Annotated in this window: 15 protein-coding genes and 2 pseudogenes; 5 read left to right on the top strand and 12 right to left on the bottom strand. The window is 70.5% G+C overall.

Annotation, left to right across the window (positions count from 1 at the left end; translation table 11 throughout):
- Together ACPC54_RS41235 and ACPC54_RS41230 are read right to left on the bottom strand one after the other, a co-directional pair.
- Positions 1-122: pseudogene (locus tag ACPC54_RS41235) on the bottom strand (IS5/IS1182 family transposase); the annotation flags it as partial.
- Positions 123-270: 148 nt separating this feature from the next.
- Complete coding sequence (locus tag ACPC54_RS41230; protein WP_498972775.1) at positions 271-849, bottom strand: TetR/AcrR family transcriptional regulator; 579 nt, start codon at positions 847-849, stop codon at positions 271-273.
- Between the two features lie 85 nt (positions 850-934).
- Here ACPC54_RS41230 and ACPC54_RS41225 point away from each other — a divergent pair, with 85 nt between their 5' ends.
- Together ACPC54_RS41225 and ACPC54_RS41220 are read left to right on the top strand one after the other, a co-directional pair.
- Positions 935-1,816, top strand: coding sequence for an SDR family oxidoreductase (locus ACPC54_RS41225; RefSeq protein ID WP_498972773.1), 882 nt, complete (start codon positions 935-937; stop codon positions 1,814-1,816).
- Between the two features lie 137 nt (positions 1,817-1,953).
- Positions 1,954-2,802 (top strand): NAD(P)H-binding protein, encoded by an 849-nt coding sequence (locus ACPC54_RS41220; RefSeq protein ID WP_498972777.1) that lies wholly within the window; start codon positions 1,954-1,956, stop codon positions 2,800-2,802.
- Positions 2,803-3,301: 499 nt separating this feature from the next.
- Here the strand turns inward: ACPC54_RS41220 and ACPC54_RS41215 are convergent, their stop codons facing one another.
- The 3 genes from ACPC54_RS41215 to ACPC54_RS41205 form a co-directional block, all read right to left on the bottom strand.
- Positions 3,302-4,120 carry a ferritin-like domain-containing protein gene (locus ACPC54_RS41215; protein WP_498972771.1) on the bottom strand — a complete coding sequence of 273 codons (819 nt, stop codon included), beginning with the start codon at positions 4,118-4,120 and terminating at the stop codon, positions 3,302-3,304.
- A complete protein-coding gene (locus tag ACPC54_RS41210) occupies positions 4,117-4,923 on the bottom strand; it encodes a ferritin-like domain-containing protein (RefSeq protein ID WP_498972769.1) in 807 nt (268 codons plus the stop codon). Before ACPC54_RS41210 ends, ACPC54_RS41215 begins: the two co-directional genes overlap by 4 nt.
- A 524-nt stretch (positions 4,924-5,447) precedes the next feature.
- Positions 5,448-6,380 (bottom strand): oxidoreductase, encoded by a 933-nt coding sequence (locus ACPC54_RS41205; protein ID WP_498972767.1) that lies wholly within the window; start codon positions 6,378-6,380, stop codon positions 5,448-5,450.
- A 255-nt stretch (positions 6,381-6,635) separates the two neighbouring features.
- On the opposite strand from ACPC54_RS41205, the gene ACPC54_RS41200 reads away from it, so the two are divergent.
- Complete coding sequence (locus ACPC54_RS41200) at positions 6,636-7,478, top strand: helix-turn-helix transcriptional regulator (RefSeq protein WP_498972765.1); 843 nt, start codon at positions 6,636-6,638, stop codon at positions 7,476-7,478.
- Positions 7,479-7,576: 98 nt separating this feature from the next.
- Here ACPC54_RS41200 and ACPC54_RS41195 read toward each other — a convergent pair whose 3' ends face one another.
- A complete protein-coding gene (locus ACPC54_RS41195; RefSeq protein WP_498972763.1) occupies positions 7,577-7,873 on the bottom strand; it encodes a phosphodiester glycosidase family protein in 297 nt (98 codons plus the stop codon).
- A 26-nt stretch (positions 7,874-7,899) separates the two neighbouring features.
- Between ACPC54_RS41195 and ACPC54_RS41190 the strand changes: the two are divergent.
- A pseudogene (locus ACPC54_RS41190) lies at positions 7,900-8,088 on the top strand (LLM class flavin-dependent oxidoreductase); the annotation flags it as partial.
- A 379-nt stretch (positions 8,089-8,467) separates the two neighbouring features.
- Here ACPC54_RS41190 and ACPC54_RS41185 read toward each other — a convergent pair.
- From ACPC54_RS41185 to ACPC54_RS41160, 6 genes are all read right to left on the bottom strand, one after another.
- Complete coding sequence (locus tag ACPC54_RS41185; RefSeq protein ID WP_498972762.1) at positions 8,468-9,070, bottom strand: hypothetical protein; 603 nt, start codon at positions 9,068-9,070, stop codon at positions 8,468-8,470.
- Positions 9,071-9,285: 215 nt separating this feature from the next.
- Positions 9,286-10,191, bottom strand: a complete 906-nt coding sequence (locus tag ACPC54_RS41180; protein ID WP_498972760.1) for a hypothetical protein — start codon at positions 10,189-10,191, stop codon at positions 9,286-9,288.
- A 642-nt stretch (positions 10,192-10,833) separates the two neighbouring features.
- Positions 10,834-11,925 (bottom strand): sugar ABC transporter substrate-binding protein, encoded by a 1,092-nt coding sequence (locus ACPC54_RS41175; RefSeq protein WP_498972757.1) that lies wholly within the window; start codon positions 11,923-11,925, stop codon positions 10,834-10,836.
- Positions 11,926-12,336: 411 nt separating this feature from the next.
- Complete coding sequence (locus ACPC54_RS41170; protein WP_498972756.1) at positions 12,337-12,546, bottom strand: hypothetical protein; 210 nt, start codon at positions 12,544-12,546, stop codon at positions 12,337-12,339.
- 225 nt (positions 12,547-12,771) lie between these two features.
- On the bottom strand, positions 12,772-12,999 hold the full coding sequence (locus tag ACPC54_RS41165; RefSeq protein ID WP_498972754.1) for a hypothetical protein: 228 nt from the start codon (positions 12,997-12,999) through the stop codon (positions 12,772-12,774).
- Positions 13,000-13,031: 32 nt separating this feature from the next.
- Positions 13,032-13,574 (bottom strand): glycine-rich domain-containing protein, encoded by a 543-nt coding sequence (locus ACPC54_RS41160; protein ID WP_498972752.1) that lies wholly within the window; start codon positions 13,572-13,574, stop codon positions 13,032-13,034.
- Between the two features lie 491 nt (positions 13,575-14,065).
- On the opposite strand from ACPC54_RS41160, the gene ACPC54_RS41155 reads away from it, so the two are divergent.
- A partial coding sequence (locus ACPC54_RS41155) for a helix-turn-helix domain-containing protein (RefSeq protein ID WP_498972750.1) occupies positions 14,066-14,776 on the top strand: 711 nt, incomplete at its 3' end.

Below are 14,776 nucleotides of genomic sequence, written 5' to 3'. Positions count from 1 at the left end.
CACGAACAGGGATCCCCTGCAAGCAGCCCCGGTCGTCCAACGGCGGGCGGGCCGATCTCGCGAAGCCACTGCTGCCGCACCGGCAGCAGCGGCTCGATCCGATCCCACAGGTCGTCCGACACCGACCACGGCGGTCTCTTCCCCGCGGCCTACTCAACGAGCCGATGGACGAACAGACATGGGCACCTGCCATACCTCGGCCCTGCGGGGCGTCCTGCTCCCGGTCGCCCGCGTGGGGCCGGAAGCCGGTGAGCGGGACGATCTGTCCGCTCAGCCCAGCGACGCACTCACCGTACGCAACTCGTCCAGGGCGGCCAGGACGTACCCGGTGAGCTTGTCCTCGCCGTCACGGTCGCCCTCGGACCATTCGGCGAACCCGCGCTTGAAGGCCAGGACGCCCAGTTCGCTCGCGAGGGCCGCGGCCGGGTCGGACAGGCCGCGGGCGACCAGGGCGGTCGTCATCGCGGCCGCGAGGCTGACGGTCTTGAGGGCGTCACGCTCCTGAAGCTCGACACTGGCGGCGACGGCGGCCTTCAGGCGCGGGGCGAGCTCGCGATTCATGGGGCCCATCGCGCTCGACGCGCGCTCAAGTCCGGCAGCGACCGCCTCGAGCGGGCTGGCGTCATCGGGCGCCTCGGCGATCCCGTCGGTCAGCAGCAGGCTCAGCGTCTCCTGTCCGGCCACCAGCAGCTCTCGCTTGTCAGGGAAGTACCGGAAGAAGGTGCTTTTGGTGACCCCGGCGCGCTCGGCGATCTGAGCGACCGTCGTGGCGTCGTAGCCCTGCTCGGTGAACAGGTCGACTGCGGCCACGACGAGGCGTTCGCGTGCGCCTGGTTCCCATCGAGACATGGCCCCATCATACGTGATGGGACTCTTGTCCCATCACCCTGCTAGAGTGATGAGACAAGAGTCCCATCACTTGGAGGAGGGCCCCATGCACGTCTTTGTCACGGGTGGCACTGGTCTGATCGGTTCCGCCGTCGTCGCCGAACTGCTCGGCAATGGCCACAGCGTCCTCGCGCTCGCCCGTTCCGACGCCTCGGCGCTGGCCGCCGAGGCGGCCGGCGCCGAGCCCCTCCGGGGAGCTCTCGCCGATCTGGACGTCCTTCGTTCCGGCGCCGCTCAGGCCGACGGGGTGATCCACCTGGCATTCGCCAACGATTTCAGCAGCCCCGACGCCGTCGCCAAGGCGGTCGCGGAGGAGAGTGCCGCCCTCGCGACCCTCGGCGAGGAACTCGTCGGCAGCGACCGGCCCTTGGTCACCTGCTCGGGTACGCCCCATGTGCCGGGCCGCGCCTCCACCGAGGCCGACCCGCTGCCGACCGACGGGCCGGTCGGTGGTCGTGGCCGCGCCGTCACGGCGGCCCTGGGCCTGGCCTCGCGCGGGGTCCGGAGCACGGCCGTACGCCTGCCGCGCACGGTCCACAACCAGGGCGCGGGCGGGTTCGCCGGCCTGCTGACCGACATCGCACGCCGGACCGGGGTGTCCGGCTACCCGGGCGACGGCACACAGCGCTGGCCGGCCGTGCACGCGCTCGACGCGGCAGTCCTCTTCCGGCTCGCGCTGGAACAGGCGGAAGCCGGCACCTCCTGGCACGCCGTGGCCGACGAGGGAAACCAGGTGCATGACATCGCCGTGGTCATCGGCCGACGGCTGGGCCTGCCGGTCGAGTCGGTGCCACCGCAGACGTACGGCCCTCTCGGCCCGATCTTCGCGAACGACCAGCCCTCGTCCAGCACCCGCACCCGGCAGACCCTCGGCTGGGAGCCGAAGCACCTCGGCCTCCTGGAGGACCTGGAGAACATCCGGCCTTGAGCAGCGCCCGGAGGGCCCGCTTACGGCGCTCGCGCCGTAAGCGGCAGACCCCTCACACCCCAGCCACTCGGCATCGCCGCCGTACGGCCGTCCACGTCCACGACCAACAGGTCCACACCCGACAGGAGGCCCCCATCATGGTGGCAGTCGTCTTCGGCGCTCGCGGTAACGTCGCTCGTCACGTGGCCGATGGCCTGCTGGCCGCCGGTGAGCAGGTCAGAGCAGTCAGCAGGACCCCGGCCTCGGGCCCGACGCCCGGGTGGGAAGCCGTCACCGCCGACCTGGACCGCCCCGAGACGCTGCCCGCAGCGCTCGACGGCGCCGACAAGATGTTCCTGTACGGAATGCTCGACCCCCGGAAGCCCTACGACATCGGGACGGTCGCCGCGGCGGCCACAGCCGCGGGGATCCGGCAGGTGGTCCTGCTCTCGTCGGTGTCGGTCGTGAACCACGACGCCGACCACCCGGTCCCCCGCCTGAACCGCACGATCGAGCAGGCCGTCCAACGGTCCGGCATGGACTGGACGTTCGTCAGGCCGGGGACGTTCGCGATCAACACCCGCACCTGGTGGGCCGAATCGATCCGCACGGACAACGTCGTCCGTCTCCCCTATCCGCTCGCACAGTCGGCACCGGTGCACGAGAAGGACATCGCGGCGCTTGCGGTGACCGCCCTGACCGAACCGGGTCACTCGCACCAGGCCTACACCGTCTACGGAGCCGAGTCCCTGACCCTGCAACGGCAGGTCGAGTACATCGGCGAGGCCCTCGGCCGCCGCATCCGGGTCGAACACGTCTCCGACGAGCAGGCTCGCACGGACGTGGGCAGAACAATGCATCCGGTCGTGGCCGAGGCGATCGTGAGTCAGTGGGCCGCTGCCGACGGCGTCCCGGCCCTGACCTCCGTCATCACCGAAAAGATCACCGGCACGCCGGCGCGCAAGTACGCCCAGTGGGCCGTCGACCACGCCGACGACTTCCGCTGAGCTTGGCGGGCCCGGCGGGACGAGCGCGGGGTTGGTGCCGGCGCGATCGTGGCGGTGCGCCGCTACGACCAGTGGTGCTCGGTGACTTCGCCGCCGCGGATGGTGCAGGTGGTGTCCGGGGTCCGCGGGGTGCGCCAGATAGTCGCCCGAAGGACGTGTCGTCGGCGGTGACGGTGTGGGCGGTGGAGTCCTCGTTCACCACCGTCACGCTCTGGCCGGGGTGGACGGTGAGGGCGGCCGGCTGGAACTGGAAGTTCTTGATGGTGATCCGGCTGCCGGACGCGGCGCCGCTGGAGCTGCTGGGGCCGGTCGTGGCGGTGGAGGCGGAGGGGCTGGACGAGCAGGCGCCCAGGGTGATGGTCAGCAGCGCGCCGGCCAGGGCGCAGCGCGGGCGTACGGCGGTCACGGCGTATGTCCGTTCAGGAAGCGGGTGGGGGTGCGTGCCCGGGCGCGGGGGGTCGACGTTTCGCGCCCGGGCACGCACCGGTCTGGGGGTTGTTCAGACGGTGAGCAGGGTGGGGCCGGCGGCCTTGTCGGTGGGCAGGAAGTCGTCCGGGACCGGGTACTGGCCGAGGACGTAGTTGAGGATCGCGGCGTGCATGGCCTCGACGGGGGCGATGGTGGCGGCGGTGGCGATGCCGCCGGGGCTGGTGACGTTGTGGGTCGCGAACAGGTAGGTCTGTGCGGCCTGGTCCTCCAGTGACAGGGCGAGTTTGGCGACCGTGCCCACGTCGGTGGCGGCGTTCAGGGCTTGGAGGGTGGCCGGCTGGTTGGACAGCGGCACGTTGGTGATCGCGGGCTTGCCCGCGCCGGTCAGGACCGCGTTCCAGGCCTTGGCGTGCTCGGCGTGCTGGGTCTGCGCGGTGGTGATGAAGGTGGCGACCGCGGGCGGGACGGTGCCCAGTTTGCCGTTCTTGGCGGCGTCGAGGGCGGCCTGGTAGGCGCCCACCGCCTGGTTCTCCAACGCGGTGGCCAGCGCCACGACCTTCAGGTCGCCGGTGTACGTCCCGGACGCCGAGCCGGAGGCCGGCATCGACGCGCCGGCGGAGGTGCTCGGGGAACTGGAGGACTTGCCGCTGGAGCAGGCCGCGAGGACCAAGGCGGCGCCGGCGCCGCCCGCCCCGAGCAGGAACCGCCGCCGACCGGCGTCGCGCGGCTCACCGGTCTGACGGGCGCGGATCTCCTCGGTCAGGTCCCGCGCGCTGGCCCGCATGGCGGGCAGCGTCTCCTGGTGCGCCTGGTGCATCTCGCGGGTGAGGCCGGTCAGTTCGCCCTCGCTGATCGGCAGCTCCCAGCCGCCCTTGGTACCGGTCGTCACGTGACGGCCCCTTCGCTGATCGGGGAGGCGTTGTCGGTCTTGTAGAAGGCGTCGGGGAAGCCGACGCCGCCCGCGGCGGCGGGCAGCTTGGACGGGTCGACCGGGATGGTGATCAGGTCGGCCGCGTTACCGGCCAGCAGCGCCTGCACGGCCAGCAGGGTGGCGCGGTGCTGGGCCTCGACCGGAGCGACGGAGGCGAAGAGCTTGCGCAACTGGGCGTCGGTGACCTGGGAGACGTTCTTGGTGTACGTCTGCGCGGCCACGTCCTCCAGGGCGATGGCCAGCTTCACCACGTCCGCTGGGCCCTTGACGGTCGGCAGCGCCTGGTCGACGACGGCCTTGTACTTCGGGTCCGGGTTGTTCTGCGCCTGCCCGCCGGCCTGGGTGGCGGCGGCGTTGAACGCCTTGGCATGGGCCTGGTGCTGCTGGGTGGTCTTGGCGATGAACGCGGCCACCGTCTTGTTGCCGTCCTTGATGAACGGCAGCCCGGCGGCGGTCCGGTAGACCGACACGGCCAGGTTCTCGAGGGAGGCGGCGGTCTGCAGCGCCATGATGTCGTCCGCCGTGGACCCGGACGGCGAGGGGCTGTCGGCGAACGCCCGGCTGCCGCCGAGGAGGGCGGCCGTGGCGGCCGCTCCGGCGATCAGGCCGCCGCGCTGCCACCAGCGGCGCTGCACGGGCTCGACCGCCTGCCCGAAGTCGATCAGCGCGCCGCGGGTGATCCGCAACGCGTCGCTGTTCAGGTCCTGCGACTGCTCGGTCAGGTCTTCGAGCAGCCGGGTGTCGATGTGCTCGGTGGCCATCGTGCTCCCGTCTCAGGCCGGAGCCCGCGGTCCGCGGGCTGGTACGCGATGCCTTCGGGGCGGTGGGGCCACCGGCTTGCCCGGCTGCCCCGCAAAGTCCTGGATTCACCCGCCCGGGTGACGGAGCGTCAGTATTGATGCCGCATACGGTCCCGGCAGCGGGCCGCGGCTGCGGTTGCGGGGGCGCGACAGCGGGGCCGGTGCCGATGCGAAGACGTCGACCGTCCGGGCGGCGGGCCGGCGCGGTGCCCGGGCGCCCGGGCCGGCTTTGCGGCGGGTTCCGGGCGGCGGGGCCCCGGCCACACCTCCAGGAGCACCTCCTGCTGGAACCGGACGGCAGCCCGGTCGGCGGCCGCTGGAACCTGGACCGGGACAAGCGCGAACCACCGTCGAAGGGGGGCGGCCAGGCAAGGGCGAGCTGGGCGGTGCTGATGCCCTTGGATACGGCCGGCCGGCTTGTCCGTGGTCATCTGTTTCGCCTTCCGGATGTCGTCGTCGATGGACGCGGCAGCGCCCACCGGTGGTCAGTGGAAGGGGTACCGGACCCGGGTGAGCTGCTCCGAGACCGACCACAGGCGTCGGGCGACCCCCGGGTCCTGGGCGGCCTTGTCGGGCCGGACGACGGTGGGGTGGCCCCGGTACTCGCCCAGGCCGTCCGGGCCGATGAACTGGCCGCCCTTCACGCCGGGGGCGGTGGCCGCGTACAGCTGGTTCCAGGCGCCCTTCTCCACGGGCTGGGCCATCAGCGGATTGGCGATCTTCGAGAAGAAGAACCGCAGGAAGCCGGTCGGGCCGCTGGACTGCAGGTTGGTGCTGGCGTAGCCCGGATGCGCCAGGACGCTGGCCACGGTGGATCCCGCCGCGCGCAGGCGCCGGTCGAGTTCCAGGCCGAACAGGGCGTTGGCGAGCTTGGACTGGGAGTAGTAGGCGCGCGGGGCGTAGTCGCGTTCGCCGTGCAGGTCGTCGAAGAAGACGGTGCCGCCGCGGTGCTCGACGGAGCTGACCGTCACCACGCGGGCGTCACGCCCCTGGGCGGCGGACGTCTCCAGCCGGTCCAGCAGCAGGCCGGTGAGTGCGAAGTGGCCGAGGTGGTTGGTGGCGAACTGCAGCTCGTAGCCCTGCCGTGTGAGCCGGTGCGGGGGCCACATGACGCCCGCGTTGTTCACCAGGACGTCCACCGGCAGGCCGTCGTCCAGCAGCTTCTGTGCGAAGGCGGCCACCGAGTCCAGATCGGACAGGTCCAGCAGACGCAGCTCGACGCTCGCCTGCGGCTGCTCGGCCACGAGCCGCGCCACGGCGGCGTCACCGCGGGTACGGTCACGGGCGGTCATCACGACGTGGGCCCCGTGACGGGCCAACTCGCGGGCCGTCTCGAAGCCCAGGCCGCTGTTGGCCCCGGTCACGACGGCCGTGCGGCCCTTCTGGTCGGGGATGCGGGCGCTGGTCCACTTGGCCATGGGATGAGGCTCCTCAGCAGTGCTCGACGGCGGCAAACGCCGTCTACGTGCGAAAACGCCGGCCCGGGAGGAGATCTCCCGGCGGCTGTCTTCAGCCTGCGGCACGCCGGAGGAGCTATCCACGGTGTGTTCATCACCGGTCTGGCAGTGCGTGGATAACGGGGTGCCGAGGAACCATGCTGGTCCTGTCAACGCCTGCGAGACCACCCCCGGCCTGCTCCGCAGCCCCCGCCACACCGCCAGGGAGCACCGATCATGACCGACCACGGAGAGCTGGGCCGCTTCCTGCGCGCCCGCCGCGAGGCCCTGCGCCCTGCTGACGTCGGCCTCGTCCCCGGTGGACGGCGCCGCACCCCCGGCCTGCGCCGTGAGGAAGTGGCCATGCTGGCGAACATCTCCACCGACTACTACGAACGCCTCGAACAGGCACGCGGAGTCAACCCCTCCGAAGGTCTGATCGGCTCCCTCGCCCGAGCCCTGCGCCTGTCCACCGACGAACGCGACCACCTGTACGCCGTCGCCGGCTACCAGCCCCCGCAGCACCACGCCACCGACGGTTATGCCGACCCGGGCCTCATGCACATCGTCGACGCTCTCACCGAGACCCCCGCGCAGATCGTCGACGAGCTGGGCACGGTGATCGTGCAGAACGCCGCGGCCGTCGCCCTCCTGGGACCGCTGGCCAACCGCCCGGGCCGGGAGGGCAACGGTGCCTGGCTCTGGTTCACCCGCCCCGAAGGCCGCCGGCTCTATCCCGATGAAGACCACGAGGCGCTCGGCCGCGTCATCGTGGCGGACCTACGCGCCGCCGTCTTCCGCCACGGCCCCCACCTGGCGGGCGAGCACCTCGTCAACGACCTGCTCGAACGCAGCGAGGAGTTCTCCGTCATCTGGGAACGGGGCGAGGTCGCCACCGTCCGCTCCGCCCGCAAGACCCTCCTCCACCCGCACGTCGGCCGCCTCGACCTGCAATGCGACGTCGTCCTCAGCCCCACCACCGGCAACCGCCTCTTCCTCTACCGACCCCAGCCCGGCACCGACGCAGCCGAACGCCTGGAATTCCTCCGCGTCCTCGGCCACCAGACCTTCACCACCTGACACCGCCCGGCCCGACCTCGACGGCGCGGGCGCAGCACCGCGCCCGGCGCCGTCGTACTCGTCCGCGGCCCCGTCCGGCGGCCGGTGCTGCGGGGCCGTCAGGTTACTTCTTGGGCAGCGCCACCAGGGCGTTGGCGAGGTGCCGCTCGTAGGGGTTGCGCTGGTCCGGGGTGCCCCAGCCGTTCATGTGGGTTGTTGCAGAGGGTCCCGTTGATGAACATCGCGGTGTCGCCGCCGCAGCCCATCGAGAGGGCCTGCTGGGCGCCCAGCGCCTTCATCAGCTGGGCCGTCTCCAGGATGGACATGCCGATGCTGGTGTCCGCGTCGCGGCCGTCCACGGTGACCATCAGGAGCTTGTGCTTGCCGGTCGCGTCCGGGGCGGTGACGCCGACCATCGTCCGGGGGTGGCGCTCGGCGGACCATCCTCCAGGGCTTCACCCGCGAACGCCCGCTCGCATCACTCGACGCCTTCGTCCAATGGGCGGGTACGTACCGGGAGTTGGGGATCACCGAACTGGTCGTGCACTGGCCCGTCCTGGACTCGCCCTTCGCGGCCGACCCCACCGTGTTCGAGCGGATCGCCACCGAGGGCCTGGCGCAATTGGATTGAGAGGGTGGTGGGAACCCGGCAACCGGGGCCGGCGGACCGGCCAGGCCGGTGCAGCAGCGCGCCGCAACAACGCCCGTCTCGCACCCCCGCGGCCATATGACGCCTGGTCAGATCCGCAGGAGGAGCGTGACCTCGCACAGTCCTGGCCGACGAACGGCGCCAGGCGTTCATCGCTGTGAGACCACTGGGGCGTGAGCTCGGACCACTCCCGCCCAGGGGTCGCCGTAGCAACGGCCGCGAAAACAACGGATATCGCTGACCTGGGACGATGTCGCTCGGAGTGCGGTGTCGCCCGGGCCGCTCGCAGTGGTGGAGACATCGGTGAGTGCCTGAGCGCCGGGCACCCCGCTGCTGCTCACGGTGAGATCGGCGGCCCTCCTCACACCGTGTCTTGAGGAGTGACCGGGGTCTCAACGCGGTTCGAACAGTCGATGCTCGTCGATGACGGCGGAGTGTCGGGGGCAGCCGCCGGCCACGTGTCCTCGTACCAGCGCTTTTCCCTGGCGGTGCTGTGCGGTCCCCACCCGCGGGGACCGTCCTCGGGTTCACCGCCCCAGAGGTCCGCCGTTGCGTCCAGGAAGCCCGCACTGTGCATGATCGCCTCGGCGACGTGCCGCACGTCGTCCGGATCCAGGCGGTAGAGGACGTACCGCAGCGCCTTCCCGTCCTTGCCGGCCAGACTCGCCGCCACCGTCAGGACCGAGGAGGCGGACTCGCCCAGTTCGGCCGCGGCGGTTCCGTGGCCGCGATCCACCGCCCGGTCGAGCCCGAGCGCCTTGACGAAGTCGACTTCCAGGATGTCGTACTGCTCCATCGGGACGTGCTTGATGCACCCCCACCGCATCAGCCAGTCCCACAGCGCCTCGACCCGGAAGACCAGCCTGATCGCCGCCTCGTACTCGCCCTGGAAGAGGGCGGACCTCATCAGCGGCTCGTAGAGGTCCGCGCGATCCGCGGAGAGCTCCACCCGTGCATTCTTCATGCGGATCATCATGCAGCTGGGTTCACTGGTCACGGACAGCGGGTGCCGTCGATGCCGCCGGAGTCATGCCGCTCGCCTCGGTGCCACTCACCTCGGTGCCACTCACCTCGGTGCCGCTCACCGGCACGGCGTTCCGGTGGCCCCGGACGCGGGGGCGCTCGCCGGAGTCCGGCAAGCAGCACCGTGCGCGTCGGATCACGTCCGCGCACGTGCTCTCAGGCCAGGGCCTTGGCCTGCCAGTACTCGAACCGCTGGACCGGATCGTCGTCGAGCGCCCACGGCCAGGCTGTGACGGTGTCGCCGATCAGGTGGAAGGTGGCGCCGCTCTCGCGCACGCGGCCGGCCTGGACCAGGGCGTAGGCGAGCAGGTTGAGGTCGGCCAGGGCCGCCGCGTGGCGCAGATGGCCTTGCCGGGGCCAGGTGGCCAGTGCGGTGTCCAGCACGCTGGTGGTCCGGTTCTGTGTCCACAGGCGGCGGGCCAGCAGCGCCTCGACTCCGCCCTTGGCGATCGTGCGGGCGTATTCGTCGACCACGGCGGTCAGCTCCACGCCCACGGCCGGCGCGCTCGGCGGCATCGAGGCCCGAAGCGTGTCGACGAAGTCCAGCTGGCTGCTGCGCGAGCCGCACTCCTCCGGCGACAGGTAGCGCAGCATCTGCAGATAGGCCTCGCGGTTCCACGGGTCGCGCGAGGTCACTTCGGTCCAGACGGCGAACAGCTCGTGCGACTCGGCGCGCATCAGGCGCAGGATCCCGAGCAGCACCACCCAGGGTTCGGGGTCCTCGGGGCGGGCGTCGGCGGCCTGGTAGCAGAGCTCGGCGGCCGCACGGGCGTCCTCCATTCGCCCGGCGTGCCGGCCCCGGAGCAGTTCCACCCACGCCTCGAAGACCAGCGGGTCCGCGCCGCGCTGGCGACGCAGCCGCCAGGATCGGGCGAGCGTCGAGGGCGCGGCGGCCTCGGCGAGCACGGCGAAGCGGTGCGCACGGCGGTCCCAGTCCGTACCGGCCTCCTGGAGCAGCCGCTCGACCTGGTCGATCTGGATGTTGTCCGGGCCCAGCCGCCCGGCGGAATTCAATTGCCGCCGCAGGCGGCCGAGTTGGACGTCATCGAGTTCCGGCCGCACGCGCGGACCGGAAGCGCGGAGCCTTCGGAATATCGACACGCGCCGCAGCGTAGGGCCCGGGTGGAATTTCGGACAGACCCCGAGAGTCAATTGTTACTTTGCCGGGGGCGTCGCATTGATCTTCGCCGGGAAATCGACCGGGCGGCGCCGGGTCACGCAGGGGCCATACCGGCTGCGACCACTACGGATCAGTAGCGCATTTTGCAAAAATTTTCACCTCGCTCCGCTTGCGAAGCCGATCGCCGCCACGGTCCGCTTGGGGCGCTTCCGGCTCGCCGCAGGAAATTCCCGGGCGCGGGGAATTGGACAGGAGAGGCACGGCGTCTACATTCACGCCCGAAACTCGGTCAGAAATCGTTCTGCACCGGCGGATTACTTGCCCGCACAGCCCTTCGCCGACCGCGCCGGCGGCCGAACCCCACGTCGTCGGCCGGTCACCCGGCACAAGATGCGGTCCGGTCCTCCCGCCCGGCCGCTCCCCCGGGGTCCGTCGGTGGACACCGGGCTCGACACGGCCAGGGCAGGAGTGACAGGACTTTCAGCGGGTCCCTGCCGGCCTCGGGCAGGTCGCCTCGCGGCCGACGCGCCGCCCGTCCGGGGCGAAGGCGCACCACGCGGAACGGCCCCGGGGATCTCCGGACGTTACTTGACGCCGGCCGCGGCGCAGGCCTCCGCGTACTGCGGCGTGCAGATGTCGGATGCCTTGTAGAGGCCTCCGGCGACCACGGTGGTCGCGACCTTCGACTTGGTCACCACGATCGGCGTGAGCAGCACCGAGGGGATGTGCTGCCCGCCGCTGTCGGTGACCGAGCTCGCCCCCGAGCTGATGTCGAGGCCTTCGACCAGCTGGACGGCGATGCTCGCCGCCGCGTCGGTCTCGGGCTTGTAGGGCTTGTAGATGGTGAAGGCCTGGTCGCCCGCGAGCACCCGGCGCACCGCCTCGATGGACGCGTCCTGGCCGCCGACGGGCACGTTCTTGAGGCCTGCCGCCTTCAGGGTGTCGATGATCGAGCCGGCCATGCCGTCGTTGCCCGAGTAGACGGCCTGGATGCCGTCCTTGCCCAGGCTGCGGATGGCCTCGTCCATCTTCGCCGCGGCCACGTCCGACTTCCACTCGCCGGACTGCTCATAGGCGATCTTCTTGACCTTCCCGTCCAGCACCTCGTGCGCACCCGCCTTGAACATCCCGGCGTTGGGGTCGGATTCGGCACCGTTGATCATCACCACGTTGGCGGTGGCGGCCTTCGGGCCGAGCGCGTCGAGCAGGGCCTGCCCCTGGAGCTCACCGGTGCGCTTGTTGTCGAAGGAGACGTACGCGGCGACCTTGCCCTCGGCCAGCCGGTCGTAGGAGACGACCTTCACGCCCTTGGCGGCGGCGGCCTCTATCCACGGGCCGGTGCTCTTGGAATTGACCGGGTCGAGCAGGATGACCTTGACGCCCTTGGCCAGCAGGTCGTCGAACTGCTTCTTCTGGGTGGCTTCACTGCCGTTCGCATTGACGTAGTCGACCGTGCATTTGGGGCAGAGGCCCGCCACCCCTGCCGTGATCAGCGGTGCGTCGAACGTCTCGTACCGGGTCGAGGAGGAGTTCTCCGGCAGCAGCAGACCGATGGCCTGGTCGTTCCCGGCGGCCTGGGGTTTCTGGGACGCGTCGGTCTGTCCGCATGCCGCGAGGGCGAGCGCCAACGACAGGACAACCGAGCCGTTGGCCACTCGACGAATTGGTCTGTTCATGATGGGTAGTGCCTCCTGAGCTGCGCCGCGGCAGTGCGGCAGAGGAGGGATTAAAGCGCTACCTGCCATGGACGTCAATAAGTGAAGGGTTCTTCGTTATTCTGCTGCCCGATTCGTTATGGATGAAGGGAGCGGAGTACGTCCCCGCAGGTGGGGCCTATCGATCGCCGCTCTCCGAATTCGACTCTTGGTGCGATGTCTGCCTTGGTGCGCTTCTCGACCAGACGTGCGACACGACCACGCTGTCGTGGTACCGGAACGTGCCGACCGGGTGCTCGGCCGGGAGGGCCGGCGTGTACGTGGTGGAGTCGCCTGGTGCGCATCAATTCGGATATTCCGCCGGCAGTTGACGGGTAGCGGCGAGCGAGTCGGGGGCGGCCTGGCATCCACGACCACCCTGTGGCTGCCGGTCTACGGAGTCGGGGCGGCCCTGCTGGCAGGTCTGGGCGCGTGGACCTTTGGCCGCGCTCGGCTGGGGCGCCGTACGGCGGCGGGGTAGGCGAGCAGGCGACGGTAGGAGCGGCTCCAGTCCGGTTCCAGGCGCCACGGCTCGTCCAGGGCGTCGAGCTTGGCGGCCCGGGCGTCGGTCAGGTTGTCGGCCTTGCGCCGTGGCGCATCCACGCGCCCACCGCGTAGTCGTCCGGCTTCGCCGTAGCGGGGATCGCCAGGTGCCCGTGCTGTCCAGCGGTACGGCGTCGCCCGGAACACAGCCCGGAATGCAATCGCCTGCCTCAGGCGCGAGGGGTACGCCTTCACGGTGCCCCGGCGCGGCGGCTACGTGAAGGATCGAACAAAGGAGTAGCCCCGCCCAGGCGAACCCGGACGGGGCAGTTTCGGGGGTGTTGATCAGCGGGGGATGGGGACGACGAATCCTCGCGCCGGACCGGTCTTGCGGAAACTACCCCTGGTGATCGCTAGTACCTCATCGGTGATGTCCCGCCGGATGTCGGGGTCGGCACTGTCGTACACCCGCCATTGCCCATCCGGGTTGCCCAGGTCTTCCGGGGAGACGATTCCCCGAACACCCAGGCGACGGAGCGTGTTGGCCACCCGCTGGGCTTCGTTCTCGTCCATGCGTCCCGCCCTTCCGTGTTGGTGGGCTCACGTTAGTGGGCTTCGCCGCCCCCACCCCCGCCGCCACCGTTGCAGTGTGATGCGCACGCCCCGGGGTTGATCGGTCCGCATCCGCCGGGCACGGGGGTGTGCGAGCACTGCGCGGCCACGGCAACCAGCTCCCGCGGCCGGCCGATCCACAGCTCGCGGTCGGGCGTGTATCCGGCCTCCTCGATGAGCGCAACGGTTCGAGCGAGGGCGTCGGCGTCGTGGCGTTCCGGGTCGGAACGCTCCGGATAGTGGTGGACGAACCCTCCGAGCCTGTCGCACAGCTCGGCGTACACGCGGGTGTGCAGGATGAGCGCGTGCCACCCCTCGTCCACCACGTTGGACGGGGTGATTCGCACGGTGGGGAACGTGCGGGCGGCGGCCACGAACTTGAGCGCTTCGGTGACGATGCGCTCGGCCAACTCGGCTGCCATGCCGGGGTTGTTGTCCAGCACGGTGTACACGACCCCGTCGAACTGACCGGGGGCGAGCAGCGTGCGGACACGGGGGCCGGTGTCGCCCGGCGGGCGTTCGGCCGGTGTGCTCATACTGGTGACTCCTCACATCGTGTCGGACCGGACCGCCAGTCGGCGTTCGGATCGTGCGGTGTTGCGGAGCCCGCTTCGGTCGGCTGCCTGCCAGGGATGACGGCCGGAGCGGGAGTCTTGAGTCAGTGGGGCCGGGCCGCACCGAACACCGGGGCTGCATGCGGGTCCATCACGCGGCCTTCGCGGTGCAGTTGGCGCATGTGCACGGCGGCCAGCCATTCGCCGGGTGCCTGCCGACTCGGGCGCTGGTTTCGGGGTCGTACTCGTCCAGAGGGTTGCCCGCTGCAAGCCGCTTGCGCTGCTCGGCCTTGTACTCCTCGTACGTCTTTGGCACGGCTGGCCACCTCTGGTCATGCGTCGCTCCGACTGCTGACCCCCTGATCGTGTCCTGTCCGCCCGAGCCGTTGCGACGACGGGAAGGCGTCTCTCAGGCGTCCTGACAAGGCGTCATTTCGGCGTCGCTGGATGACGTTTGGACGTACCTTGGACCCATGACGACGCCGAACGAGACTCTGCGGGCCGTGCGCCTTCGCCTGCGCCTGAGCCAAGACGAGTTTGCGAAGCGCCTGCGCGCGGCGGGGACGGAGCAAGGGGAGCCCAACGAAGCGAGCAAGCGGCTTGTTCAGCGCTGGGAATCCGGGGAGGTACGGGCCCCTCGACCGGTGTACGTTCGTGCCCTTGAGGCCGTCACGAAGCTCCCCGTCGACCGCCTCGGCTTCGAGTCGGCGCAGCTACCGTCCGGGGTGACCCTGGATGGCACAGGAGGACACGATATGGCCAGCAGCGAGCCGGGAGTCCCGGTGCAGGCGGCACCCGCTCCGATAGGCGAGGACTACTCCGGGGTGTGGCTGAGCCGGTACGAGTTCTACAGCAGCAGCCGGGACGGCACGTTCACCGGCCTTCATCACGTCGTGTTGACGCAGCACGGAAACCGAATCACTGGGCGATCGCTCCCCAGCGCGTCGTCCAACCCGGACTCGCCACTCTCGTTCGACCTGACCACGGATCGGAACATCGTGACCGGAACGTGGGTCGAGCAAACCGCACAGGACGGCTACTACCAAGGCGCGAGGTATCACGGGGCGATTCAACTACTGGTTGATCCCACCGGGCGGCGGATGGCCGGGAAATGGGTTGGCTTCGGCAAGGAATTTGATGTGAATACCGGCCCCTGGGAGCTTCGCCTGTTGGAGAAGTCCACA

Origin of the sequence: Kitasatospora sp. NPDC094028 (assembly GCF_049543595.1) — a bacterium.
Lineage (GTDB): Bacteria > Actinomycetota > Actinomycetes > Streptomycetales > Streptomycetaceae > Kitasatospora.
Note: the sequence above shows the minus strand (reverse complement) of the source record. Positions and strands in the feature narration are given on the sequence as shown.

Coding starts and splice junctions, on each gene's coding strand:
- ACPC54_RS41205 (WP_498972767.1), bottom strand. CDS start 6,380: ATGGCCAAGTGGACCAGCGCCCGCATCCCCGACCAGAAGGGCCGCACG.
- ACPC54_RS41225 (WP_498972773.1), top strand. CDS start 935: ATGCACGTCTTTGTCACGGGTGGCACTGGTCTGATCGGTTCCGCCGTC.
- ACPC54_RS41200 (WP_498972765.1), top strand. CDS start 6,636: ATGACCGACCACGGAGAGCTGGGCCGCTTCCTGCGCGCCCGCCGCGAG.
- ACPC54_RS41195 (WP_498972763.1), bottom strand. CDS start 7,873: ATGGTCGGCGTCACCGCCCCGGACGCGACCGGCAAGCACAAGCTCCTG.
- ACPC54_RS41165 (WP_498972754.1), bottom strand. CDS start 12,999: ATGGACGAGAACGAAGCCCAGCGGGTGGCCAACACGCTCCGTCGCCTG.
- ACPC54_RS41175 (WP_498972757.1), bottom strand. CDS start 11,925: ATGAACAGACCAATTCGTCGAGTGGCCAACGGCTCGGTTGTCCTGTCG.
- ACPC54_RS41220 (WP_498972777.1), top strand. CDS start 1,954: ATGGTGGCAGTCGTCTTCGGCGCTCGCGGTAACGTCGCTCGTCACGTG.
- ACPC54_RS41185 (WP_498972762.1), bottom strand. CDS start 9,070: ATGAAGAATGCACGGGTGGAGCTCTCCGCGGATCGCGCGGACCTCTAC.
- ACPC54_RS41160 (WP_498972752.1), bottom strand. CDS start 13,574: ATGAGCACACCGGCCGAACGCCCGCCGGGCGACACCGGCCCCCGTGTC.
- ACPC54_RS41230 (WP_498972775.1), bottom strand. CDS start 849: ATGTCTCGATGGGAACCAGGCGCACGCGAACGCCTCGTCGTGGCCGCA.
- ACPC54_RS41210 (WP_498972769.1), bottom strand. CDS start 4,923: ATGGCCACCGAGCACATCGACACCCGGCTGCTCGAAGACCTGACCGAG.